This window comes from Nocardioides ginsengisegetis, from assembly GCF_014138045.1.
GTDB classification, from domain to species: Bacteria; Actinomycetota; Actinomycetes; order Propionibacteriales; family Nocardioidaceae; genus Nocardioides; species Nocardioides ginsengisegetis.
Window position 1 is genome coordinate 820,297 of the sequence record NZ_JACGXA010000001.1, and the last position, 24,692, is coordinate 844,988.

At 71.1% G+C, this 24,692-nt stretch carries 16 protein-coding genes; 3 read left to right on the forward strand and 13 right to left on the reverse strand.

Annotated elements, in window-relative coordinates:
• Positions 1-398 precede the first annotated feature (398 nt).
• From FB382_RS03865 to FB382_RS03910, 10 genes are all read right to left on the reverse strand, one after another.
• Positions 399-4,664: a YobI family P-loop NTPase gene (locus FB382_RS03865; protein ID WP_182536958.1), complete on the reverse strand. Its 4,266-nt coding sequence runs from the start codon at positions 4,662-4,664 to the stop codon at positions 399-401.
• Positions 4,665-5,387: 723 nt separating this feature from the next.
• On the reverse strand, positions 5,388-6,584 hold the full coding sequence (locus FB382_RS03870; RefSeq protein WP_182536960.1) for a hypothetical protein: 1,197 nt from the start codon (positions 6,582-6,584) through the stop codon (positions 5,388-5,390).
• A gap of 129 nt (positions 6,585-6,713) precedes the next feature.
• Positions 6,714-7,286 (reverse strand): hypothetical protein, encoded by a 573-nt coding sequence (locus tag FB382_RS03875; protein ID WP_182536962.1) that lies wholly within the window; start codon positions 7,284-7,286, stop codon positions 6,714-6,716.
• A 143-nt stretch (positions 7,287-7,429) separates the two neighbouring features.
• On the reverse strand, positions 7,430-8,104 hold the full coding sequence (locus FB382_RS03880) for a response regulator (RefSeq protein ID WP_182536964.1): 675 nt from the start codon (positions 8,102-8,104) through the stop codon (positions 7,430-7,432).
• Complete coding sequence (locus tag FB382_RS03885) at positions 8,101-10,644, reverse strand: sensor histidine kinase (protein WP_182536966.1); 2,544 nt, start codon at positions 10,642-10,644, stop codon at positions 8,101-8,103. The genes FB382_RS03880 and FB382_RS03885 overlap by 4 nt, the downstream gene beginning before the upstream one ends.
• Before the next feature lie 4 nt (positions 10,645-10,648).
• On the reverse strand, positions 10,649-11,257 hold the full coding sequence (gene kdpC, locus FB382_RS03890; RefSeq protein ID WP_343055478.1) for a potassium-transporting ATPase subunit KdpC: 609 nt from the start codon (positions 11,255-11,257) through the stop codon (positions 10,649-10,651).
• Between the two features lie 11 nt (positions 11,258-11,268).
• Positions 11,269-13,341 carry a potassium-transporting ATPase subunit KdpB gene (gene kdpB, locus FB382_RS03895; protein WP_182536968.1) on the reverse strand — a complete coding sequence of 691 codons (2,073 nt, stop codon included), beginning with the start codon at positions 13,339-13,341 and terminating at the stop codon, positions 11,269-11,271.
• A complete protein-coding gene (gene kdpA / locus FB382_RS03900) occupies positions 13,341-14,999 on the reverse strand; it encodes a potassium-transporting ATPase subunit KdpA (protein ID WP_182536970.1) in 1,659 nt (552 codons plus the stop codon). The genes kdpB and kdpA overlap by 1 nt, the downstream gene beginning before the upstream one ends.
• 1 nt (position 15,000) lies before the next feature.
• Positions 15,001-15,090, reverse strand: coding sequence for a K(+)-transporting ATPase subunit F (gene kdpF / locus FB382_RS03905; RefSeq protein WP_182536972.1), 90 nt, complete (start codon positions 15,088-15,090; stop codon positions 15,001-15,003).
• 72 nt (positions 15,091-15,162) lie between these two features.
• On the reverse strand, positions 15,163-15,540 hold the full coding sequence (locus FB382_RS03910) for a hypothetical protein (protein ID WP_182536974.1): 378 nt from the start codon (positions 15,538-15,540) through the stop codon (positions 15,163-15,165).
• Between the two features lie 166 nt (positions 15,541-15,706).
• Here FB382_RS03910 and FB382_RS03915 point away from each other — a divergent pair, with 166 nt between their 5' ends.
• The 3 genes from FB382_RS03915 to FB382_RS03925 all read left to right on the forward strand — a co-directional run bounded on the left by FB382_RS03915 (position 15,707) and on the right by FB382_RS03925 (position 21,948).
• On the forward strand, positions 15,707-17,656 hold the full coding sequence (locus FB382_RS03915; protein WP_343055479.1) for an APC family permease: 1,950 nt from the start codon (positions 15,707-15,709) through the stop codon (positions 17,654-17,656).
• 298 nt (positions 17,657-17,954) lie between these two features.
• Positions 17,955-19,016, forward strand: coding sequence for a hypothetical protein (locus FB382_RS03920; RefSeq protein ID WP_182536976.1), 1,062 nt, complete (start codon positions 17,955-17,957; stop codon positions 19,014-19,016).
• 70 nt (positions 19,017-19,086) lie between these two features.
• The gene (locus FB382_RS03925) at positions 19,087-21,948 is read left to right on the forward strand and encodes an FtsW/RodA/SpoVE family cell cycle protein (protein ID WP_182536978.1); all 2,862 of its coding nucleotides are present in this window, start codon (positions 19,087-19,089) and stop codon (positions 21,946-21,948) included.
• Here FB382_RS03925 and FB382_RS03930 read toward each other — a convergent pair.
• From FB382_RS03930 to FB382_RS03940, 3 genes are all read right to left on the reverse strand, one after another.
• Positions 21,932-22,948 carry a rod shape-determining protein gene (locus FB382_RS03930; RefSeq protein WP_182536980.1) on the reverse strand — a complete coding sequence of 339 codons (1,017 nt, stop codon included), beginning with the start codon at positions 22,946-22,948 and terminating at the stop codon, positions 21,932-21,934. The two genes, FB382_RS03925 and FB382_RS03930, sit on opposite strands and share 17 nt — an antisense overlap.
• A 70-nt stretch (positions 22,949-23,018) precedes the next feature.
• Positions 23,019-24,014, reverse strand: coding sequence for an NAD(P)-dependent alcohol dehydrogenase (locus FB382_RS03935; RefSeq protein ID WP_246377085.1), 996 nt, complete (start codon positions 24,012-24,014; stop codon positions 23,019-23,021).
• A gap of 12 nt (positions 24,015-24,026) precedes the next feature.
• Complete coding sequence (locus tag FB382_RS03940) at positions 24,027-24,662, reverse strand: DJ-1/PfpI family protein (RefSeq protein WP_182536982.1); 636 nt, start codon at positions 24,660-24,662, stop codon at positions 24,027-24,029.
• Positions 24,663-24,692: the final 30 nt, after the last annotated feature.

The window sequence follows — 24,692 nt, forward strand, 5'->3', positions numbered from 1 at the left end:
CTCTGCCCTGACCCTGCATCTGGGGATGGAGATCCGGACCTCGCGGGCACGTTGGCTGACTCTGGCTCAGGAGTTGCGGACGGACAGTCGCCCAGAAGGGAGGAGTGGCTGTGGCGCTGTCCTCGGTCACACCGTCGATGGCTCGACCAGCATGGTTGGGCCACCATAAGGCGGACATCGGTGCGATCGCGCACCACCGGCGGCAAAGGACGCATGCGGTGACAGTCGTAGGCGGCGGATAGACGCACCTGAAAAACGATCGGACCGGGGGGCCAACGGGCGCCATGCTCCGTACGCGACGCCAACCGGCTGCGCCGTTTCGGCGCTGAGGGAGCTTTGGATGTCGAGCGCGGTCCACGCCGACCTGGCCTGGCTTCTGCGCGGCGAGTCCCGCCACGTTAGGAGACGGTGACGCTGTACCTGCGCGTGGGGATGCGCGGGTAGCCCCTGCTGATGCGGTTCTCGGAGTGCAGGATCTTCAGGAGCCGGTCGTGGACCTCGGTGAAGTCGAGGTCGAACGAGTCCTGTGGGTTGGTGATGCGGTTGTATGGCCCCCCCAGGTGCAGGAACGTCTCCACGACGTGGTCGGCGGACGCACCTGGCGAGCTCCGGTCCAAGAGCCGGAGCATCATGGGCCCGACGCGTCCGTCCCGCCCGTCGCCTACGCGGGCGATGCGGGCCACGACTGCGGGGTCGAGTGCGACTCGGTGCTGGTCTGCGTAGGTGGCGACTGCCCGGAGCTCTGCCCAATCGTCCTCCGGCACGTACGTGTTGACGTCCGCGAGGACTTGGTTCTCGACCTTCTCGGCCGTGCTGTCGTCGGTGAGTGCGTCGGCGACCATGCCTTCCAAGAGCGCAGCACTCAGGAAGGACGTCACGCCCTGGGAGGCCGCAATGGCGGGGCCTAGTGCGGCCCAGCCGCCGGCGCGCAGGTGCGAGAACGTTTCCTCGTCGTCGCTAACGAGCTCGGCGTTGAGCATGCGTGCGAACAGGTCGCTGCCTTCCGGGGTGATGCTCAGCGCCGGCAACGGGAGCTCGGGCTCCAAGGAGGTGACGAGATCGACGCGCACCTGCGTCGTGAGCTCGCTCGTGTTGAGGATGGCAAGGGCTGCGGCCTGACGGTCGTACTCGTCGCCGTTGGGGTCGGTGGTGTCGCCCTTCTCGTCGATGTGGACGGTCCCGTCGTCCTCGAGCAGCTGCGCGAGGTGGCTGTCCATGAAACCGATCTCGCCTCGGTAGGACTCGATGTTGGCGAGCGATGAACGGAACCGCTTCGCTTCTGCGAGGGCCTTCCATGTGACCAGCGGGGCATTGCGCACGTAACGTAGCCGGGCGCTCGGCGCGGTCCGGCTGAGGAGATCGGCGAGGTCGCCGGAAGGGGTGCCTTCCTTTTCGCCGGACTCCTGGTCCGCGGTCCGGTTCTCCACGATGTCGGAGAGGACCTTGGCAAGGGTTCTCGGCGCGGTGACGGCGGCGGGGGTCTTGCCGTCGCCGTCGACGGCGGCGAGGTAGCCGGGCAGGTCCGCGAGGACGTAGGAGTAGACCGTCTCGTTTCCGGTCTCCGCGTCGGTGAGCGCGTCTAGGGACACCGGGTCGGAGTCCGCCAGGCCCAGCGCGATGCGCAGGTTGTCGGCGCTCAGGTCGTAGCGGCTCCCCTCGACGACGAGGTCGCGGATGTCCCCACTCAACGGCGCGAGCGAGGTGAGGACGACGTTGCCGCGGCTCAACATGACATCGAGGCGCTCAGCCAACCTCTCAGACACCCGCTCAGCCGCACGCTGCTCGGCGTCCTCCGACGCGTGCTGCGGGTTCTCGGCCGCGGGCCTTCCGGTGAACACGGACATGCTGTGGTACTTGTCGGTGACGAAGTCGCAGACTCCCGCCCCGAGGTCGTAGGTCGCGTCCACGTCGAACGCAGCCAGGGCGGCGTTAGTCAGCATCACGCGCGCGTCAGCTGGTACGTCGACGTTCGAGGTCAGGTAGGTGAACACCTCTCGCCAGCGGCATCGAGTCAGAAGCGCGGCGAGGTGTTCACGACGTGCCTTCTTGGAGGTGAAGTACGCCGCGAGGAAATCGCGCGCTTTCTCCCCGGGCCAGGTTGCGATGAGGTGCCGCGCGACGGTGTCGGCGCCGGAGTGACGGGTCTCGAGGAGGTGGTTAACCAGGTCAATGTTGTACGCGGCGACCGTGTTAAGCAGGTCCTCGCCTGCGTCTTCGGCTTCGAGAAGAAGGTTCGCGGCAGCACCTTCGCGCTCGCCCTCCTTCGGGCGGCTAAGGTCGTAGTCGATGTTCATGACGTTCGGCTGGACGTGCTGGACCATGAAGTTCGCGACGTCGACGCCGGTGAAGTTGCCGTAGAACTGGGCGGCGTACAGCGAGAAGTTCCGGTCGATGTAGCCGCGCCGGACCAGGTCGCGCGCGAGCTCGGACTTCAACGTCGCGTCCAGCAGGTCCGCGAACGTGTGCGGGCCCTTGGGGTTCTTCAGGCGCGTCAGCCTCTTGGAGGCGGCCTCGCCGTCGCGCAGCGACAGGGTGAAGTCGGTGGTGACGAGCTCGGCGAAGTCGGCGCGGTGAAGCGTCTCGATGTCGCCTTCCATAATCACGATTTCGGTGTCGATGGCGTCTTGATCGAAGTCGGCCCACCGGTCGGCGTCGAGGGCCTCGGGGACGAACATCCTGAGCCCGGTGTCGTCGAAGGTGTGTCCGACGGTACTCGACCCACCGGACTCCTGGTGCGCCAGAACGACCTCGAGGGTGCGCGTCTTCGCGACGGCGGCCCAGAACTCGTAGTCGCTGACCCGATCGGCGCCGAATCCGCGGTCGCCGACCTTGAACCGGTAGAGCTTCCACTGGTTGTTGTAGGGCGAGGACTGCGCGGCCCTCACGTTCGATGCAAACAGGGCAAGACGCTCGCCGAGCTGCTTGGCGCGCGGTGCACGCTCCTGAAACCGCTCCGGACGGGCTAGCAGAACACGGATGCGCCTCTCGTGTGCGCTGATGGTCTCGCGTGTGAGCCGTTGCGCGAAGTCGTAGACCTTGTCCAGGTCGCTGTCGCGACGCGTGATGTCCTCGAAGTCCTCGAGGTGGAAGTTCTTGTACACCACCAGCGCGAACAGGTGGGTCGCATCGAGCCCAGGTGCAGGCGTGAGGTCATCAGCTGGCTCCAGGAGACGCTCGGCGAAGACCAGGTACTCGTTGCACATGTTGCGCATCAGCCGCATGTCGGTGCAGTGCTGCGCGACCGTGTTCACCAGCCGCGGGTCGATGCCAGTGATGTCACGCTCCTTGAGGAGCTTGACCAACAGGTCGCGTGCGTTCCGGTGCGAGATGAACGGCACCAGTGGGATGACGATGTCGAAGAACTTCGTCCGGTTCGCACGCAGCGTCTCTGCGGCAGCCTCGTCGAGCTCAGCTTCCGGCGCAGGCGCCGGTGCGGGGTTCTGGTCCGAACCCTGCGCTGCGGGCACGGGTCCAGCTGCGGCGTCCCTGGTGGAGCTTCGGGTAGGCGTGGCCTCGATCTGGCTGAAGACGCTGTCACGGACCGCGTAGATGAACCGCAGCGGCTCACCCAGTCCCAGCACACGTCCAGCCCACGGGTACGGGAGCTCCGTCTCGAGACGGGGGAGCCAGGTGTCGTTGATCCGCTCGAGCACGCGAGCGAACGCCCGCCCGGCCAGGTTCCCCTTGCGCTTCTTGCGCCGTTCGGGGGTGTCGTTGAGCAGCACGTTCAGCTCGCGCAGCGCCTCGAAGATGTTCGGGTCCTCGAACCGGTCGAGGTCCTCGAAGATGACGATGTCCTTCGGCTCCTGCGCGAAGTAGTGCACGATCTCGTCGATGTACTTGTCGAAGAACGTCTGCGGCTTCTCCGACAACGTGAGCGCCGCACCGCCGGCCGAGACGTCCTTCACGTCGTAGCGGCCGTGGGTGAGCAGCCGCACCACCATCCCCAGCACCGTCACCAGGCCAACAGCCACGACCCAGGTGATCGCCCGCAGCCACGTCGGATCCTGCGCCGTGGGCCACTTCAGGTGCGGCAGCATGCCGAACACGTACGCGAGACCCACAAACGGAAGGACGACCGCCGCGGATTGCAGGAACGCCTTGCGGCGGCTCAGGACAGCGATCTTGTTGAACCGCGAGTTCTTCCCAACCTTCTCCGAAGCGCCGTAGAGCAGCTGCTTGACGATCTCCTTCTGGATCCGGTTGGTCGTGCTCTCGTCCTCTTCGCCCGGAGCGAGAGTCGAGATCGCGAGCCGCAGGACGGCTTTCCGGTTCTTCTCCTCGAACTCATTCAGCACGCTGGACTTGCCCGCACCGTAGCGGCCGGTCAGCGCGATGTTGAGGTTGCTCGGGTCCTTGACCGCCTGCTCCAGGCGCTTCAGGTAGGTGCCGTGGTGCCTCTCCTCGTACTTTGGGGTCAGCGACTGCAGGGGCTTGTCGGCAGACTTCTTCTCGGTGGGTACGTCGTCGGCCCGCGCGGCGGTCGCCACGGAGTCCTTCGCGGACGTAGCCGGCACGATGTTCGAGTCCACCGTCGGGTCCGATTGAGCGTCCGGATTCTGCATCTCAGCGCTTTCAGGCGCGTCAACTGAGCCAACCTCGTGATCCTGCCGGTCTGGCTCCTGGTCGGTCTCGTGGTCGGTGCCCTGCGGTGCGTTCACCACCGTCTTCCCCTTCGTATGCGTCTCGTCGTCCCCGAGACCGTGCTCAACTCGCCGCGTCCGGCACTCATGGCTCGCCGTCGCGCATTCCCGCACCCCCGACAGCCGACGAACAGCCGCGAAGAGCACCCGAGCGTCCGCTCGGGGCCGCCACAGTAGTCCCGGGAACCGACGCCGAACCGGCTTTCCCGCAGCCCCCTCGGGTTCAGTGCACCTGACCCGACGCACCTTGGATCCCGCAGAGTGTCTCTCTGGGTGCTTCGGCCGTCCTTCTCTTGACCCTTACCACGGGCCAAGAAGGTGTCGGTCAAGCGCGCGTCATCGTGGGCGGGAGGACGCGTCTGCGGATGGAGATACGGACTGGTTCCGCACCTCTCGACGACGGCTCCGACGCGACGACGGCTCCGACGGATTCAGATCGGGTCCATTTAGTGTCCAGAAACCCCCGGTGCATCTCGGCAGGCGTCGGGTATCCTGAGGTTCGTCAGAGTGGTGTTTCCCCACAAACAAGGGGAATCCCGTGATTTTCGGACCTAGCCCGTAGCACTCCGAAGGGCGCTGATTCCGCCCAGAGGTCGCAGGTTCAAATCCTGCCCCCGCTACAAATCGTCAGGCCCGGCAATCGCCGGGCCTGACGGCATTTCGGAGACGTTCACGAGCCGCGTGTGCCCCAGGACGCGCCTGAGCGCGTCGTCAGGCATACGCGCCGGGGGCCGGGTTGGCGGCTCACCCGAGCGGGACCGCGATCTCCACCTCGTGCAGGTCCTTCGTGTAGGCGTGCAGCGAGGTCCACGCACCGTCGAGCGCCGGAGTGGCCGGATAGACGTAGCCGCGGGCCGGGAAGGTGACGATCGTTCTCGTCGTGCCCCACACGGGGTCACTGGGTTGTGACGACTGTCGGGTCCGCAGCCGGTCGGCGTCGTTGCGCCAGGCGATGCGGAAGCGTCCGGTCGAACCGCCCGTCGCCGTCTTCAGCGTGGTGACGCCGAAGTTGACGACGTCCTCGCCGAGGCTGCTGATCGGTCGCAGCGTGCGCAGCACCAGGGCATTGCCGTCGATCTGGAAGGCGACGGCGAAGAGCCGGTTCACGTTGCCGGCCGGCGTGTGGACCTCGCGGATCGCCACGGCCACGCCGCCGGTGCGGTCGGCGGCGAGCTTGAGGGCGCCGTCGGCGTACAGGCCTCGCATCACCCGCACGTCTCTGTCGTTGCCCGGAGTGGCGGTGACGTGCACCCACGCCTGGTTGTGCCCGTCGGCGAAACCGAACAGCAGCGTGTTGTGGCGCCCGATGGTGGCGAGGTCGAGGGCGCCGCGGCTGGCGATGCGGTCGCTGAGGACGAGGTCGTCGTCGGGCCAGTGTTGCATCGTGAGCGCGGAGGGCACATGGACGACGCTGACGCCCGTCAGGTCGCTGACGGCGTAGAAGCCCCCGGAGCCGTCCGGTGTGAGGTTGCCGGAGCCGAAGCTGTCCCACACCATCTGCGGGTCGCTCCAGGTGCGGCCGTTGTTGGCCGAGGTCCAGACGTAGGTCCCCAGGCTTCCGTCCGTCTCGCCCTGGCCGTTGGCCGCCATGATGACGCGATCGCCGACGGTGTCCTCGATCAGGTACGGCGGGCTGATCGACGTCAGGTCACCGACGGGCACGGGCACGCGCTGCCACGCGTTGGCGCCGACCTTGCGGGCGAGACGGAGGTGGTTGGGGGACTGGTAGTACTCGTCCCAGGCCACCAGCGTGACCCCGTCCCTCGTGCGCAGGACCTGGGGGTCGCCCATGGTGTAGCCGCTGGGGGCGGTGCCGAGCCGCGAGATCGGCGGTGGCGTCGCCCTGTCACGTGAGGAGTACGCCGCCGGGCTGGACATCGCCAGGGCCACCGCGGTCGCCACGACCGCCAGGCTGCGGAACGCCCTCGCACGTGTGCTCATCGGAGCCCCCTGGGGGTAGACGGCCGAAGGGCTCAGTCTGGCGAGGCGTGCCCGGCCACGGCTCGCTCGCGCGAGGAACCACCAAGAGTGGGTAAGTCCTCGACGCTGCCCACCACCCGGGGCAGCTCGTCACGCCGACGAGTCCAGGGACTGCGTCGACAGCCAGCCCCCGAAGGTCTCGGGTGTTCGCCGCTCGAGCTCGTCGAGATACGCCTGACGCACACCCACGATCCGGGCGCGGGCTTCCACCGTCGTCGCGCTGCGCAGGACGGTCCCGGACTCGACCCACGCCTTCTTCAGCTCGCTCAGGTCCCAGGCGCTGAGCAGCAGGTCGACGCCCGCCAGGCCGGTGGCGGACGGCACCGGTGACGGCAGCGGTCCCGCGTCGGGGGCGGCGACCCTGGTGGCGAGCCGAGAAACGAGCGGGGGTGAGGTGAGGGCGAGTGCCGCGAGCGCCGCAACCCCCGTCCCCCGCCCGGCGGCGGCGCATCCGACCAGGACGACGGTGGCCCCGGCGAACACCCCCGCGGTGGTCGACACCGGCCGCCTTAGCCCGCCCAGGAGCTGGCCGAGCGCCAGTCCGTACATCGCCCCGAAGCCGGCCGTGATCGCCACGACCACCACGGACCGGACGAGGCCGAGAGTCAGCAGCGTGAGGATCCCGGTGAGAACCGCGGTGCCGGCCGCAGTCCACCTCCACACGAGACGGTAGGCCCTCAGATCTGGGCCGCTCGCGGTCGGGGACGTCTGCATGAGGCAAGAGTCCGCTCGACCTCCGGGCAGGAGACAGGGACTTCGGTCGTCGGGTCAGGGCCGGAAGGCCCCTGCTGTCGCTCGGGACCGGATCAGGGCTCGAAGCGGTAGCCCATGCCGGGCTCGTTGAGCAGGTGGCGCGGGCGGGACGGATCGGGTTCCAGCTTGCGGCGGAGCTGGGCCATGTAGAGACGCAGGTTGCCCTGCGCGGTCTCGTAGCCCGGGCCCCAGACCTCGGTGAGCAGCTGGCGCTGGCTGAGCAGCTTGCCCGGGTGGCGCAGCAGGACCTCGAGCAGGTGCCACTCCGTGGGCGTCAGCCGTACGTCGCTCCCGTCCAGCGTCACGCGCCGCGCCGCGAGGTCGACCGTGGCCCCGCCGACCTGGACGACCGGCTGCTCGTCCTTGTCGCCCGCCCGGCGCGTCATGGCGCGGAGGCGGGCGAGCAGCTCGTCCATGCCGAAGGGCTTGGTCACGTAGTCGTCCGCGCCGGCGTCGAGGGCCTCGACCTTGTCGATGCTGTCGGTGCGGCCAGACAGCACGAGGATCGGGACCTCGGTCCAGCCGCGGAGGCCGGCGATCACCTCGGTGCCGTCCATGTCGGGCAGGCCCAGGTCGAGGATGACCACGTCCGGGGGGTGGGCGGCGGCCGTGCGGAGCGCCTCCGCGCCGGTGGCTGCCTGGCACACCTCGTAGTGGCGGGCGCGCAGGTTGATGCTCAGGGCACGCAGCAGCTGGGGCTCGTCGTCGACGACCAGGACGCGGGTCATCGCGTCGCCTCGTCCCGCTCGCGACGCCCCGGGGCTGCGGGCGCGACCTCGGTGGTGGCCGGCAGGGAGACGACCATGGTGAGGCCACCGCCGGGCGTCTCCTCGGGGTCGAGAGAGCCGCCCATGGCCTCGGTCAGCCCCCGGGAGAGAGCGAGGCCGAGACCGATACCGGTGGTGTTGTCGGTGTCGCCGAGGCGCTGGAAGGGCAGGAAGATCCGGTCCCAGTCGTCGGGTGGGATCCCGGGGCCCCGGTCGATGACCCGCACCTCGACCCGGTCACCGAGACGGCTGCAGGTCAGGTGGGGTGGCGTCGCGGCGGGGGAGTAGCGCAGTGCGTTGGCGCCGAGGTTGGCCAGCACCCGCTCCAGCAGGCCGGGGTCGGCCTGGACGAGCGGCACGTCGTCGCCCGTGTCGATCACGATCCGCCGCCCGTCCGGACCGAGGTCGTCGAGGGCCCGGGCCACGACCTCGTCGACGGCTGTCGGCTGCAGGTCGATCGACATGGCGCCGACCTGCAGGCGGCTCATGTCGAGCAGGTTGTCGACGAGAGCCGCCAGCCGATCCAGCGAGGTGTCGGCGGCCTGGAGGAGCTCGTGGCGGTCGTCGCCGGACAGGTGGATGTCGAGGCTGAGCAGCGTCGAGACCGCCGCTTTGGCCGCGGCGAGCGGCGTGCGGAAGTCGTGGCCGACGGCGGCCAGGAGGGCCGTGCGGACCTTGTTGGCCTCCGCGAGAGGAGCCGCCTCGGCGGCGGCCCGGCTGAGCCGGAGGTGGTCGAGCACGACCGCGGCCTGCGCCGCGAACGCACCGACCAGGCGCTGGTCCTCGGCCTCCAGCAGCCGCCCGCGGAGGGCCAGGACGAGGCGGTCGCCGGCCGGCACCTCCGTGTCCGCCTCGGACGGGCGGGACACCGCGGATCCCGCGCTGGCAACCGGCGTCCAGCCGTCGTCGCCCCGCTCCAGCAGCGTGACGGAGGTGAGGGCGAAGGTCTCCCGGACTCGCTGCAGCATCTCGGTCAGCGCGTCCGGGCCACCGAGCACGCTGCCGGCGAGGTTGGCGAGGGTGCGCGACTCGGCGGCGGCACGGGCCGCTTGGCGGGTGCGCCGCGCCGCGGCGTCGACGGTCGAGCTGACCAGGGCCGCGACCAGCACGAAGACGAGGAGCGCGAGGGCATTGTTGGTCTCGCTGATCGTCAGCGTGTGCAGGGGTGGGGTGAAGAAGTAGTTCAGGAGCGCCGAGCCAGCGACGGCCGCGATCAGCGCCGGAGCGAGTCCGCCGACCAGCGACACGACGACAGTTGCCAGGAGGAACAGCAGCACGTCGCTGACCAGGTTGACGTGCCCGCGGAACGGCGTGAGCGCCACCGCCAGCAGGGGCGGCAGCAGCACCGCGAGGGCGAAGCCCCGGATCCGCCGACGCGTGCTGAGACTGCCCCGCCCGTGCGGCAGCGACAGGCCCTTGCCGGTGTGGGAGTGGGTGACGATGTGCACGTCGATGTCGCCGGAGGCGCGCACCGTGTGGGTGGCGGTGCCCGGACTGAGCAGCCTGGCCAGGGTGTGCCGGCGACTGTCGCCCAGCACCAGTTGCGTCGCGTTCTCGGCGCGGGCGAAGGCGAGCAGCGCCTCGGGCACGTCGTCGCCGAGCACCTGGTGGTAGGTGCCGCCGAGGGACTCCACGAGCAGGCGTTGTGCAGCGAGCGCACCCTGGCTGGCGCCGGACAGCCCGTCGGAGCGGGCCACGTGGACGGCGAGGAGGTCGCCGCCGCTGGACCGGGCGGCGATGCGCGCCGCACGGCGTACGAGCGTCTCGCCCTCGGGCCCGCCGGTCAGGGCGACGACGACCCGCTCGCGGGCCTCCCAGGTGCCGGTGATGGCGTGCTGCTCGCGGTACTGCTGCAGGGCGTCGTCGACCCGGTCGGCGGTCCACAGGAGAGCCAGCTCGCGTAGGGCGTTGAGGTTGCCCGCCCGGAAGTAGTTGGACAGGGCGGCGTCGATCTTCTCGGGGGCGTAGACGTTGCCGTGCGCGAGGCGTCGCTGGAGCGCCTCCGCGGTCATGTCCTCGAGCTCGATCTGGTCCGCGGCCCGCACCACCGCATCGGGCACGGTCTCCCGCTGCGGCACGCCGGTGATCTTCTCGACCACGTCGTTGACCGACTCGAGGTGCTGGATGTTGACGGTCGTGATGACGTCGATGCCGGCGGCCAGCAGCTCCTCGATGTCCTGCCACCGCTTGCCGTGACGCGAGCCGGGCACGTTGGTGTGGGCGAGCTCGTCGACCAGCGCCACCCGCGGTCGACGGGCGAGGACCGCGTCGACGTCCATCTCGGTGAAGGTGGTGCCGCGGTAGTGGAGGGTGAGGCGCGGGACGACCTCGAGCCCGTCGACCATCTCCGCGGTGTGCCGGCGTCCGTGGGTCTCGACGTACCCGACGACCACGTCGGTCCCGCGCTGGGCCCGGCGGTGCCCCTCGCCGAGCATCGCGTAGGTCTTGCCCACCCCCGGCGCCGCGCCGAGGTAGACCCTGAGCCTGCCGCGAGTACCCATGCTTCTAGTCTGCCGTGCCGGCCGCGTCGTCGAGGGCAAGGTTGAGCATGAGCACGTTGACCCGCGGTTCACCGAGGAAGCCGAGGGTTCGGCCCTCGGTGTACTGGTCGACGAGGGCGCTGACCTGTGCGGTGGTCATGCCGCGCGCCGTGGCGACGCGAGCGACCTGCTGCCTCGCGTAGGCGGGGCTGATGTGCGGGTCGAGTCCCGAGCCGCTGGCCTGCAGGGCGTCCGGTGCGACGTCGGCCGGGGCCGTGCCGTCCAGCGTCGCCGCGGCGGCACGGCGGTCCGCGATCGCCTGGAGCAGGTGCGGGCTCTCCGGCCCGAGGTTGGAGGCTGACGACGCGAGCGGGTCGTAGCCGTCGCCCGCGGCCGACGGCCGGCTCTGGAAGTACTGGGGCTTGCCGTCGAACGACTGCCCGATCAGCTCTGAGCCGACCACCACGTCTCCCTGGCGGACCAGGGAGCCGTCGGCCCGGCCGGGGAAGACGACCTGGGCGAAGCCCGTCATGGCCAGGGGGTAGGCGAGGCCGAGCAGGAGGGTCATCACGACCATCATCTTGAGCGCCGCCCACAGTTGGCGGGCCGCGGGCCGGGCGAAGGAAACGGACACGGGTGGGCCTTTCAGCTGATGCCGGGGATCCGGGACACCAGCAGATCGAGGAGCTTGATGCCGACGAAGGGGGCGACGATGCCACCGACGCCGTAGAGCGCGAGGTTGCGGCGCAGCATCGCTGCCGCGGACGAGGGCGTGTAGCGCACTCCACGCAGGGCCAGGGGGATCAGCGCGATGATGATGAGCGCGTTGAAGATGACCGCCGAGAGGATGGCCGACTCGGGAGTCGCCAGGTGCATGACGTCGAGCTTGTCGAGGCCGCCGTAGACCCCGGCGAACATCGCCGGAATGATCGCGAAGTACTTCGCCACATCGTTGGCGATGGAGAAGGTTGTCAGCGACCCTCGGGTGATGAGCAGCTGCTTGCCGATCTCGACGATCTCGATGAGCTTCGTCGGGTTGGAGTCGAGGTCGACCATGTTGCCGGCCTCCTTCGCCGAGGAGGTGCCGCTGTTCATCGCGACGCCGACGTCGGCCTGGGCCAGTGCCGGGGCGTCGTTGGTGCCGTCGCCGGTCATCGCGACGAGGCGGCCGCCTTCCTGCTCCTTCTTGATCAGCGCCATCTTGTCCTCGGGCGTTGCCTCGGCGAGGAAGTCGTCGACGCCTGCTTCCTGGGCGATGGCCCGGGCGGTCAGGGGGTTGTCGCCGGTGATCATCACGGTGCGGATGCCCATGCGCCGCATCTCCTCGAAGCGCTCCCGCATGCCCTCCTTGACCACGTCCTTGAGGTGGATCACGCCGAGTGCCCGGGCCGGTTGGCCCTGGGGGCGCTCAGCCACCACCAGGGGCGTGCCGCCGCTGGTGGAGACGGCGTCGACGATGGCGCCCACCTCGGCCGTCGGGTGGCCGCCGTTGTCGCGGACCCACTTCATGACCGCGGCCGCGGCTCCCTTGCGGATCTGGCGGCCACCGTCGAGGTCGACACCCGACATGCGGGTCTGGGCCGTGAACGGCACGAACGTCGCCCGGGTGAGCTCGCCGGCGGACCGTTCGCGCAGGCCGTGCTCTGTCTTGGCGAGCACGACGATGGACCGTCCCTCCGGGGTCTCGTCGGCGAGACTGGACAGCTGCGCGGCGTCGGCGAGGAGCGGCCCGTTGACGCCGTCGACCGGGATGAACTCGGCGGCCTGCCTGTTGCCGAGGGTGATGGTGCCGGTCTTGTCCAGGAGCAGGGTGTTCACGTCGCCGGCCGCTTCGACCGCACGGCCGGACATGGCCAGCACGTTGTGCTGGACCAACCGGTCCATGCCGGCGATGCCGATCGCCGACAGCAGGGCTCCGATCGTGGTCGGGATCAGGCAGACCAGGAGTGCGACGAGGACGACGACGGGCTGCTCGGCACCCGAGTAGACGGCGAAGGGCTGCAGGGTGGCCGTGGCGGCGAGGAAGACGATCGTCAGGCTGGCCAGCAGGATGTTCAGGGCGATCTCGTTGGGGGTTTTCTGGCGGCTCGCGCCCTCGACCAGCGCGATCATCCGGTCGATGAAGCTCTCGCCCGGCCTCGCGGTGATCTGCACGACGATCCGGTCCGAGAGCACCCGGGTGCCACCCGTGACCGAGCTGCGGTCCCCGCCCGACTCACGGATGACCGGGGCCGACTCGCCGGTGATGGCGGACTCGTCGACGCTGGCGATCCCCTCGACCACGTCGCCGTCACCCGGGATCACCTCGCCGGCCGTCACGACCACCCGGTCACCGAGGCGCAGCTGCGTGGCGGGCACGTCCTCGTGCTGCTCGGCGTCGAGGAGGCGATGGGCGGTCGTCTCGGTCTTCGCCCGTCGGAGCGTGGCTGCCTGGGCCTTGCCACGCCCCTCGGCCACGGCCTCCGCGAGGTTGGCGAAGGCCACGGTCAGCCACAGCCACGCCACGACGGTCAAGGCGAAGACGCCGGGGTCGGTCACGGCGGACACGGTGGAGAACACCGCGCCGACCTCGACGACGAACATCACCGGGTTGCGGAGCATGACGCGGGGGTCGAGCTTGCGCAGGGCATCGGGCAAGGACGTGAGCATCATGCGAGGGTCGAGCAACCCGCCCGCGACCCTGGTGGGGGTGGCTGGGGTTCGGGTGAGGGTGGTCATCACAAGCCTTCCGCGAGAGGACCGAGAGCGAGAACGGGGAAGAACGTCAGGCCGGCCACGATGACCGCGACGCCGGTGAGCATCCCGACGAACAGCGGACCGTGCGTGGGGAGCGTGCCCTCGGTCCGGGGGACCTGCGGCTGGCGGGCGACCGAGCCAGCCAGGCCCAGGACGAACAGCAGGGGGAGGAACCTGCCGAGCAGCATCGCGAAGCCGAGGGCGATGTTGTAGAACGGCGTGTTCGCACTGAGGCCGGCGAAGGCGGACCCGTTGTTGTTGGCCGCCGACATGAAGCCGTAGAGCACCTCGGACAGTCCGTGCGGGCCGGAGCTCAGCATCGAGGCCCGGGGTGTCGCGAAGGACATGGCGATGCCGGTCCCGATGAGGACGATGAGCGGCATCGTCAGGATGTAGAGCGAGACCAGCTTGATCTCGCGGGCCGTGATCTTCTTGCGCAGGTACTCCGGCGTCCGTCCGACCATCAGCCCGGCGACGAAGACCGTCATGATCGCCAGCACCAACATGCCGTAGAGCCCCGAGCCGACGCCGCCGGGCGCCACCTCGCCCAGGCCCATGTTGAGGATCAGCAGGCCGCCGCCGACCCCGGAGTACGACGAGTGGAACGAGTCGACCGCGCCGGTCGACGTACCCGTGGTGGAGACGGCGAACAGGGCCGAGGCCCATTCGCCGAAGCGGGTCTCCTTGCCCTCCATGGCGGCCCCGGCCGCCTGCAGCGCCGCACCTTGCCGGTGCACCTCGAGGGCGGTGACGGCGGCGACCAGCGAGCCCCACAGGACCCCCATCGTGGCCAGGAGCGCGTAGCCCTGGCGCCGGTCGCCCACCATCACGCCGAACGTCCGGGTCAGGCAGACCGGGATGAGCAGGAGCAGGAAGATCTCGACGAGGTTGCTCAGCGGGGTCGGGTTCTCGAACGGGTGCGCCGAGTTGGCGTTGTAGAAGCCGCCGCCGTTGGTGCCGAGCTCCTTGATGGCCTCCTGCGAGGCGACCGGGCCGCCGGTGATCGTCTGGTGGGCGCCGGTGATCGTGGTGACGTCGGTGCCCGACGAGAAGTTCTGGACGGCGCCGATGGCGATCAGGGCCACCGCCGCGACCACGGCGAGCGGGAGCAGGATCCGGACGTTGGTGCGCACGAGGTCGACCCAGAAGTTGCCGATGCGGTCCGTTCGCGAGCGCGTGAAGCCCCGGATCAGCGCGATGGCGACCGAGATCCCCACTGCTGCAGACACGAAGTTCTGCACGGCGAGCCCGGCCATCTGCGTGAGATGGCCCATCGTGGCCTCGCCCGAGTAGGCCTGCCAGTTGGTGTTGGTGACGAACGAGGCCGCGGTGTTGAACTCCAGGGCCGGGTCGACGGCGGCGGACCCCAGGGACAGGGGGAGCTCGGGCTGTAGCCGCTGGAGGCCGTAGAGCAGCATGACGCCGACCAGGGAGAAGGCCATGACCGAGGCCGCATACACCGGCCAGCGCTGGTCGGCGCGCGGGTCGACACCCACGGTGCGGTAGACGAGGCGCTCGACACCCAGGTCCCTCTCCGTGGTGAACACGCGAGCCATGTGGTCGCCGAGGGGTCGGTAGCAGAGGGCAAGGGCAGCCAGCAGGGCGCCGATCTGGAGCAGACCGGCCGTGGTGTCGGACATGTCAGAAACGCTCCGGGAAGAGAAGGGCAGCGATGAGGTAGCCGAGGAGCAGCGAGCTCACGACGAGGCCGATCAGGTTGCCCACGCTCACAGCCGATCGACCCCTTTGATGACCGCGACGGCGGTGAGGAAGAACAGGGCGGTGAGCCCGAGGTAGAGCACGTCAGACACGTGCGTTCTCCTTGATCGAGTGGTGGATGTGACGCGCGACAACAGCGACCGCCAGGGTGGCGACCACGAAGACGACCAGCCGGCGGAGGTCGTCGGGAGCCAGGGTCAGCTGGCCGAAGTCGTTCTCGACGAAGCCGGTGAACCACGCCCAGGCGATGACTCCCAGTCCGGCCGTCATGGCGTGCGAGAGGCCTACGGCGACCAGCCCGGCCGCCGCAACGGCGACGAGCTCCATCGCGGGCACCTCGAGTCGCGCGACCGAGGCGGTGATCAGCGTCGCGACCAGGAGCCCGTTGGCGATGCCGAAGCGGACGCCGGGCTCGGTCGTCATGCGCGACGTGGTCCGCGGTGAGTCGGTCATGGTGGTCATGCCCCCATGCAACGCCCGCACGGAGCCGTTGCGCCACGTGCTAACAGGCCCCTAACGCGGGCGCTCGATTCCCTAACTCCCTCCTCACTCGGTGTGTGGGGGGTCACGTGTTAGGGAGTCGTTAGGGAGTCGTTAGGGACGCTTGTCGCGATGCTTCCATGGCGCTATGACTCTCGCCCCCGTCAGGCCGAGGAGCGTGCGGACCTGGCTCTTCGCCCCCGGTGCCGCGCCTGCCGAGGCGGACCACCTGGGCCCCTACGCCGACGAGCGCCGTCTCGAGAAGAGGCACCCGTGGTGGAAGGTCATGTGCCTCACCGGCGTCGACTACTTCTCGACCCTCGGCTACCAGCCCGGCATCGCAGCGCTCGCGGCGGGAGCGCTGGCCCCGATCGCCACCATCGTGCTGGTGCTCCTGACCCTGTTCGGCGCGCTGCCGGTCTACCGCCGGGTCGCCGCGGAGAGCCCGCACGGCCAGGGCTCGATCGCCATGCTGGAGCGACTCCTGCCCTTCTGGCGGGGCAAGTTGTTCGTGCTGGTGCTGCTGGGCTTCGCGGCCACCGACTTCATGATCACGATCACCCTGTCGGCGGCGGACGCCTCGGCACACCTGGTCGAGAATCCGAACGTGCCCGACGTCCTGCACGGCCAGGAGCTGGCGATCACGATCGCGCTGGTGGCGCTGCTCGGAGCGGTGTTCCTGCGCGGCTTCACCGAGGCGATCGGGATGGCCGTCGTCCTGGTGATCGTGTACCTCGCGCTCAACCTCGTCGTCATCGCGGCGGCGCTGTGGCACGTGGCCGAGCACCCGCACGTCATCGGTGACTGGACGTCGACCCTGACCCAGGAGCACGGCAGCCCGTTGGCGATGGTGGCGATGGCCCTGATCGTGTTCCCCAAGCTGGCGCTGGGACTCTCCGGCTTCGAGACCGGCGTCGCGGTCACCACGCACGTCGAGGGCGACCCGGACGAGAGCGACGCGCGCCCGGTCGGCCGGATCCGGAACACCAAGAAGCTGCTGGCCGCGGCCGCCGTGATCATGAGCGTCTACCTGATCGCGAGCAGCCTCGTGACCACCTGGTTGATCCCGGCCCGGGAGTTCGAGGACGGGGGAGCGGCGTCCGGCCGGGCCCTGGCCTTCTTGGCCCACGAGTACCTGGGCAACGTCTTCGGGACAGCGTACGACGTGTCGACGATCGCGATCCTGTGGTTCGCCGGGGCGTCGGCGATGGCCGGACTGCTCAACCTGATCCCGCGCTACCTGCCGCGCTACGGCATGGCTCCCGAGTGGTCGGCGGCCGTGCGGCCCCTCGTCCTCGTCCTGACCGGCATCGCCTTCGTCGTCACGTGGATCTTCCACGCCGACGTCAACGCCCAGGGCGGGGCCTACGCGACGGGGGTCCTGGTGCTGATCACCTCGGCAGCGGTCGCGGTGACGCTCTCGGCCCGCCGGGCCGGCCAGCGGCGGCGTACGGTCGCCTTCGCGGTGATCGCGCTGATCTTCGTCTACACGACCCTCGACAACGTCACCGAGCGCCCCGACGGCGTGAAGATCGGCGGCCTCTTCATCGCCGCCATCGTTGCGGTCTCGGTCGTCTCGCGGCTGGTGCGGGCGTTCGAGCTGCGGACCACCGAGGTGCGCCTTGACGCGACCGCGCGGATGTTCTTGCGCGACTGCGCGCGCCGCAGCATCCGGCTGGTCGCCAACGAGCCCGACGCCCGGGACCACGAGGAGTACCGCCAGAAGATGCGCCAGATCGTGGACGACAACGACCTCCCGGACGCCAGCGACGTCATCTTCGTCGAGGTCACGGTCACAGACCCGTCCGACTTCGCCTCGGTGCTCGACGTGCACGGGGAGGTGCTGCACGGGGAGTACCGCGTGCTGTCGATGGAGTCCCCGAGCGTGCCGAACGCCCTGGCCGCCCTGCTCCTCGACATCCGGGACTCGACCGGCGTGCGGCCGCACATCTACCTCGAGTGGACCGAGGGCAATCCCGCACTGAACTTCCTGCGCTTCCTGCTGTTCGGCGTCGGGGAGGTGGGACCCGTGACGCGCGAGGTGCTCCGGCGGGCCGAGCCCGATCCGCACCGCCGTCCCCATGTGCACGCCGGCTGAGTCCTCCGGTCGTGGTGCCGAGGAGCTGGGAACGCGCCCCGCGCCGTGTCCCTGACCTCCTCGACCGGACAAGGGCACTAGTCCCAGTCGACCATGGTCAGGGGGTCGGCCCGGGCGAGACACTGGATCCAGCTGGCGCGGGTGGGTCACACGGGGCCACGGGGGACGTCGGCACGCAGAAGCTGGTGATCGCATGCTCCAGGAAGCAGCGCCGTCGGGGATCGCGAACCGTGCGCCGGAGCGGCGCGCCGCCACGGAACAGGCAACGGGGGGTCCCCCAGAGGGGCCGGTCAGGCGGGTGCCGTTCGACCGGCTGCTCTCCGTCGTGGCGCTCACCCCCGCCCAGGCCTCGCTCGTGGCCGTGCGGCTGCTCGACGCCGGGTCGGGGGTCGGAGCCGTGACCTTCACCCTGTCGGGCGACGTCGTCGTGGATCCACCCGGCGTGGACGGGACCACCTGCGTCGCCGAGCTCCTCGAGCAGCTGCTCCAGAACGCCCGGCGGCTCCCGTCCCACCCGACGCAGGCGCAGGTCGTGCTGCTGCGACGTCTCGAGGACGCGGTCAGGGCCCCGCAGCTCGAGCCCGCTGCGCGGGCCCGGGAGCTCGAGGCAGCGCTGGCAGACACCCTCGGCCCAAGCGCCACGCAGCGCCTCGCCGGTGAGGTCGCGGCGCTGGTCGAGGCGTTCGTCCGGATCACGCCGAGCGCCCCCGAGCCGGACGAGAGGTCGGCTTCCCCCAGCCGCCCGGTGTCCGCGGCTGCTGGCCGCCCTCCCGGCCGCAGCAAGGCCCTCATCCACTCCCGCACGCGGGGCAGGCGGGTGGCGGTCCTCGTCCTCGTCGCGGCGGCCGTGTTGGCCGGCAGCGGCTACGCCCTCGGCGGCGGCCCGGTCCCCGGGATCGTCGGGTCCTTCGGCGGCGACGACCGCGTCCCGACCGCCCCGGACACGACAGCCCCGGACCACCCGTCGACAGGCCCGGACAAGCAGCAACCCCCGGACCGCGCGGAGGTGGTGGCGTCACTCGCCGGCCGCCGGGCCGGCGCGATCACCGGTGTGGTGCTGGAGAAGACCGGCAGCTGCTCGCCGGGTGGGCTGTGCCCGGTCACGGTGACCGTCCACATGCAGGCCGCCTCGACCACACGACCGATCACGTGGAGGGTCGGGGCTGCGCGGTTGTGCCGGAGCGGCATCGCCTGGTCGGCGCCCACCACCGTGACCGCCCTGGCCGGGTGGACCACCGTCTACGCCAGCTCGGCGGTGCGGATCCCCCCGGGGCACTCGCTCGCGCTCGTCGCCCTGACCAGCGCCCCGGCTCGGGCCCAGTCACGTCCGGTGCCGGTCACCGGCTCACTGCACTGCTAGCACGACCGTGCTCAGCGTCGAACGAGGACTGCTGGGCACCCACCGATCCGGCGCCCCGCCGGGCCGGCCGGTGCAGGTCCCCCCTGCGCCGCTCTGGGATCCGCTCGCGCTCACGGCGGTGCTGATCCTGGCGGGTCTCGGGCTGGCCAACCTCGCCGCCCTCGGCGACTCGTCGGTGATGCGGCACCAGCTCCTCGTCGATGCTGCCGGGGTCGTGCTGTTCGTGGTCCTGCTGCGCTGGCGCTCCGACGGCCTGCGCTGGCTGGGGTGGGGCTGCTACGTCGCGAGCCTGCTGATGCTGGTCACGGTCGACCTGCGTGGCGCCACCGTCAACGGAGCCCGCCGGTGGCTCGATCTCGGCACCTTCACCATGCAGCCCTCGGAGCTGGCCAAGCTCGGCCTGCTGCTGGTGCTCGCGCAGGTGCTCGGCAGCGACCACGCCTGGCCGCGCCGCCTGGTGACGGCCCTCGCGGTGGCGGCCGCGCCGATCTCGCTCGTCGTCACCGAGCCGGACCTCTCGACGGCCGCGGTGCTGTGCGCCGTGACCGCCACGATGCTCGTGCTCGGCCGGATCCCGCTGCGGGTGCTGATCCTCCTCCTCGCCGCTGCCGCCCTGGTGCTGCCCTTCGGCGAGCACCTGCTGCACGACTACCAGCGGGAGCGGTTGAACGCCTTCCTGAGCGGCTCCACCGACGCCAACGGCTCCGGCTGGGCGATCCTGCAGATGCACGTCGCGGTGGCCTGGGGCGGCCTGACCGGCGGCGCGGACCACCCGTTGCACCGGCTGGTCGCCCTCTACCTGCCCGAGCGGGAGACCGACCTCGCCTTCGCCAGCCTGGTGGAGCAACGCGGCATCCTGGCCGGAACCCTGGCCGTCCTCGCCGCGGCCGCGCTCGTGTGGCGGGTCGTCGGGGCCAGCCGCCGCGCCTGGAGCCGCTCCGCCGCACTCACCGGGGCGGGCTTCGCGGCGCTGGTCGGCGTCGAGGTCGCCGTCTCGGTGGCGGGCAACCTCGGCCTGGTCCCCACCGCGGGTGTCCCGTTCCCGCTCGTCAGCTACGGAGGTACGGCGGCCGCCGTGCACATCGCCTCGTTGGGGCTGGTGCTCGCGTTGCGCGCCGACGGCGACAGCCACCACCTCTGGAGCCGCATGGGGCTGGACCGTCTGCGCCCCCGGCTGTTGCGCACCACCGCGGTCGCGGTCACCGGCACCCTGGTCGCCCTGACCGGCTTCGCCTGGCAGCTCCAGGGCGCCGCCGGCGACGGGCTCCGCGCGACCGCGCTGAGCCAGATGTTGCGGTGCACCCGCGTCGAGGCTGCCCGCGGGGAGATCACCGATCGCCATGGCAGTCCGCTCGCGGTCGACGTACGCCGCGACCGGGTGGCGGCGGTGCCGGCGCTGGTCCGGCCCGACGAGGTGCGCACCCTGGCGGCCCTCACCGCCCGGCCCGTCGGCGGCGTACGCCGGCTGCTCGCCCGGAACCGCACGAGCCTCGACCTGACCATCGCCTCGCTCCCGACCGCTGCCGGCCGGCGGGTCCGCGCGGCGAAGCTGTCCGGGGTCTTCGTCGTCCCCGACACCCACCGGCGCTATGCCCGCGGGGCCTCGCTCGGGCCGATCCTGGGCTGGACCGGCGTGGCCACGCCCGTCGAGATGGAGCGCTGGCCCGACCTGCCGCTCGGCGCGCTCGTCGGGAGGACCGGGCTGGAGCAGATGTACGACCCGATCCTGCGCGGCACCGACGGCCGGCAGTGCGTGTACGTCACCCCGGCCGGGACCCCGGTGGCCCTGGGCCCCTACACCGCACCCCGCCGCGGGAGCACCCTGCGGCTCACCCTCGACGACGGGCTTCAGCGCACGCTCACCCGGCAGCTGGCGACCGTGCTGCTCGGCGTCCCGGGCCAGCCACGCGGCGACGTCGGAGGAGCCGTGGTGATGGACCCGCGGAACGGTCAGGTGCTCGCCATGGCCAGCCTCCCGGCGTACGACAGCAGCGTCTTCGGCCCGCCCGTGCACAACCGTCGGCTCGCGCGGCTGGAGCACCTCCCGGCCAACCCGATGCTCCAGCACGTGACGCAGGTGACCGCCCCGCCCGGGTCGACGTTCAAGCTCGTCGTCGCCGCGGCGGACATGCGACGTGGCGTGGTGCCGGCAGGCCAGGTGCTGCCCGGCGGCGGTGCCTGGACGCTCGGGGACCACACCTTCCACAACTGGATGTCCCTGCCGGCGCAGAACCTGCCGGAGGCCATCGCCTGGTCCAACGACGTGTACTTCTACCAGCTGGCCTGGGCCATGGGTCCGTGGCCGATCATCCACACGGCGCACACCCTCGGTGTCGGCCGGCCGACCGGCATCGACCTCCCCGGCGAGAGCGGCGGCTACCTCGGCACCCCGAGGTCGGTCGCCCGGGCCGGTGGCACGTGGTACCCCGGCTCCACCGTGATCCTCGGCATCGGCCAGGGCTACCTCACGGTGACGCCGTTGCAGGACGCGCTCTGGACGGCGGGCGTGGCCACCGGCGCCGTCGCGACCCCCCACCTCGGCCTCGCGTACGTCGATCGCCGGGACCGCGCCACCCCGCTGCACTGGCCGCGGCCGCGGCGGCTCGCCTACGCCCGCACGCTGGGGCCGGTCCGGGCCGGGATGGCGCTGGCCGCGACGTCCGGCACGGCCAGCATCCTGACGGCGCTGCCCGTCACCTCCGGCGCCAAGACCGGCTCCGCCCAGGACCCGTCGGCACCCAACGGAGCGCCCGACTCGTGGTTCACCGCGGCCGCGCCGTTCGAGCGGCCGCGGATAGTGGCGACGTCGTTCGTCCGGGGCGGTGGCCACGGCGTCAGCACGTCCGGAGCCGTGGTGCTGCCGGTGATGCAGTACTTCTTCGCGCACGAGCGGGAGATCCTGCGGATCGGGCCCCTCAGACCGCGTCGATGAAGGTGCCCTCGTAGGCGCGCACGACGTCGGGCTCGGAGAGGCAGAGCGCGGCGCCCTCCGCCACGCAGGTCAGGGGCCGCTCGGCCATCCGCACCGGGAACGCGAACGCGGCCTCGACGAGCTTGGCGAAGCCGCACAGCAGGGTCGAGCCGCCGAACACCGTGACGCCGTCGGTGAGGATGTCGTCGGCCGCCTGCGGCGGCAGGTCGTCGAGGGCGCCGGCGAGCGCACCGATGATCGTGTCGACCGTCGGCCGCAGCGCCTCGAGGACCTCGTCGGTCTCCAGCGTCATGAGGCGCGGCCGCCCCGTGCCCAGGTCGACGCCCTGCACGACCGAGGACGGGCCTTCGTCGACGTACGTCCGGCACTTCAGCGCCTCCACCGTCAGCTCGCCGACCAGCAGCTGGTGCTCGGACCGGAGGTAGCGGTACAGGGCCAGGGTCAGCTCGTCGCCCGCGATCGGCGACGAGCGGTGGGACAGCACGCCGCCGTAGCAGAACGCGGTGATCTCCGAGGTGCCCCCACCGACGTCCATCACCATGTGCGCCCGGGGCTGGAGCGGCTTGAGGCCGCACCCGACGGCGCCGGCGATCGGCTCGGGGATCAGCTCCGGCCGACGGATGCCGGCCTCGTCGGCCACCTCGAGCAGCGCTCGTCGCTCCAGGGCCGTGGCGCCCGCCGGCACGCCGATCACTGCCCGTGGGCGCCACCGCTGCCAGGCGGGGGTGGCCACCTTGCCCAGCATCCCCACCACGAAGCCCCGCGCCGCCTCGAGGTCGACGATCACGCCGTCGTGCAGCGGCCGCACCGCGGTCAGCCCGACGGGGCAGCGGCCCACCAGGTCGCGGGCCTCCCGGCCCACCAGCAGGGGTCGCACGCGCCGGGCGCGAGCCTCCGACGTGCGCACCACCATCACCGACGGCTCGTCCAGCACCACCCCGCGGCGCCGGTGGCACACGACCGTGTTGGCGGTGCCGAGGTCGATGCCGAAACCGGTCATGGGTGCCCCCTGCGGACAAGGTGCTTCCACGGTACGGCGGCCCGGGCCCGCGGTCACTGGCCCGGCTGGGTCATCGGTCGACCGTGATGGCGACCTTGCCGCGGACGCGTCCCTCCTCCAGGTGGCGCAGGGCGAGCGGTGCGTCCTCGAGGGGGTAGGTCCGGTCGATGCTCGGGACGACCCGGCCCGCCTCGATCAGCTCGGTGAGCCGCTCGTAGTCGCTGCCGCGCTCCGCCGTGACCAGCAGCGCGAGGCGCTGCCGGAGGACGGCGGAGAGCAGGACGCCCCGCATCTGCCTGCCCATGCCGAGGACGGCGCCGGCGTCCTCGCCGCCCACGAACACGGCGGTCCCGCGGGGCGTGAGGGCTCGCCGGAGCCGGGTCAGCGACGGGTTGCCGGCGATGTCGAGGACGAGGTCGTAGCGGCGGGACCCGTCGGCGAAGTCGTCGCGGGAGTAGTCGAGGACGTGGTCAGCCCCGAGCGAGGTGACGAGGTCCGCCTTCGCGGTGCTGCAGACGCCGGTGACCTCGGCGCCGAACGCCTTCGCGAGCTGGACGGCGTAGGTCCCGACGCCACCGGACGCACCGACCACGAGGACCGACTGGCCGGCCCGGACGCGGCCGACGTCGACGAGCGCCCGCAGCGCGGTCGCCGCCGAGACGGGTACGACGGCAGCCTCCGTGAACGAGAGGTTGGCCGGCTTGCGGGCCAGGCGGGACTCGCTGGCGACGGCGTACTCGGCGAAGGATCCGGGCGCCACGCCGTAGACCTCGTCGCCGACGGCGAACCGCGTGACGGCGGCCCCGACCTCGACGACGGTGCCGGCGACGTCGCGGCCCGGGACCGGGTTCCTCGGTCGCCGCAGGCCGAACGCGAGCCGAGCGGCATACGGTTTGCCCGTGAGCAGGTGCTCGGTGCCGCGGTCCAGCCCGGCCGCGCGGACCTCGACGAGGACGTCGTGGTCGCCGACCGCGGGGCGGGGTGCGCGGCCGATGCGGAGGACCTCGGAGGTGCCGTAGCGGTCCTGCAGGACCGCGCGCATCGAGCTGTCGGGAGGGGTGTTCATGGTGGGTTCTCCTCAGATCGGGGGCAGGGGGTTGTACTGGATCTCGCGACGCACCTCCCGGGCGCGCTCGACGCCCGCGAGCCGGGCCACGAGGTGCAGCGCCATGTCGATGCCGGCGCTCACACCGGCGCTCGTGACCAGGTCGCCGTCGTCGACGAAGCGCGAGCTGACGTCGGTGACCACCGTGGGGTCGAGCTCGGAGAGCAGGTTGAGCGAGGCCCAGTGGGTGGTCGCGCGGCGGCCGACCAGCAGGCCGGCGGCCGCGTAGACGAGGCTGCCGGTGCAGACCGAGGTCATCAGCGGGACCGTGGCGCGCTGCCGGCGTACCCAGTCGAGGTGGCGCTCGTCGCGCAGCATCGGCCGGGTGCCCGGGCCGCCGGGATGCACCAGGAGGTCGAGCGCCGGCGCGTCGTCGATCGAGTGGTGGGCGCCCAGCACCAGGGTCTTGGCGCTGCGGACGGGGCGGCCGTCGGGGGAGAGGCAGAAGGCGTCCCAGCCGTCGTCGGGGTGCTGCTGGGTCCAGGCGGACAGGACCTCCCACGGGCCGACGGCGTCGAGCTCCTCGACCCCGTCGAAGAGGAGGATCCCGATCTGGTGTCGTCGCGGGTCGCCGGATGCCGGGGGAGCGTGGTCGTGGGTGTCGTTCATGGACTGAAGCCTCACGCGATCAGGTGCCCG

Bases quoted from the DNA above. Each gene is read 5' to 3' on its own strand.
- FB382_RS03940 (WP_182536982.1), bottom strand. From the start codon at position 24,662: ATGAACGACACCCACGACCACGCTCCCCCGGCATCCGGCGACCCGCGA.
- FB382_RS03930 (WP_182536980.1), bottom strand. From the start codon at position 22,948: ATGACCGGTTTCGGCATCGACCTCGGCACCGCCAACACGGTCGTGTGC.
- FB382_RS03910 (WP_182536974.1), bottom strand. From the start codon at position 15,540: ATGACCACCATGACCGACTCACCGCGGACCACGTCGCGCATGACGACC.
- FB382_RS03870 (WP_182536960.1), bottom strand. From the start codon at position 6,584: ATGAGCACACGTGCGAGGGCGTTCCGCAGCCTGGCGGTCGTGGCGACC.
- kdpB (WP_182536968.1), bottom strand. From the start codon at position 13,341: ATGACCACCCTCACCCGAACCCCAGCCACCCCCACCAGGGTCGCGGGC.
- FB382_RS03935 (WP_246377085.1), bottom strand. From the start codon at position 24,014: ATGAACACCCCTCCCGACAGCTCGATGCGCGCGGTCCTGCAGGACCGC.
- FB382_RS03915 (WP_343055479.1), top strand. From the start codon at position 15,707: ATGACTCTCGCCCCCGTCAGGCCGAGGAGCGTGCGGACCTGGCTCTTC.
- FB382_RS03885 (WP_182536966.1), bottom strand. From the start codon at position 10,644: ATGGGTACTCGCGGCAGGCTCAGGGTCTACCTCGGCGCGGCGCCGGGG.
- kdpA (WP_182536970.1), bottom strand. From the start codon at position 14,999: ATGTCCGACACCACGGCCGGTCTGCTCCAGATCGGCGCCCTGCTGGCT.
- FB382_RS03880 (WP_182536964.1), bottom strand. From the start codon at position 8,104: ATGACCCGCGTCCTGGTCGTCGACGACGAGCCCCAGCTGCTGCGTGCC.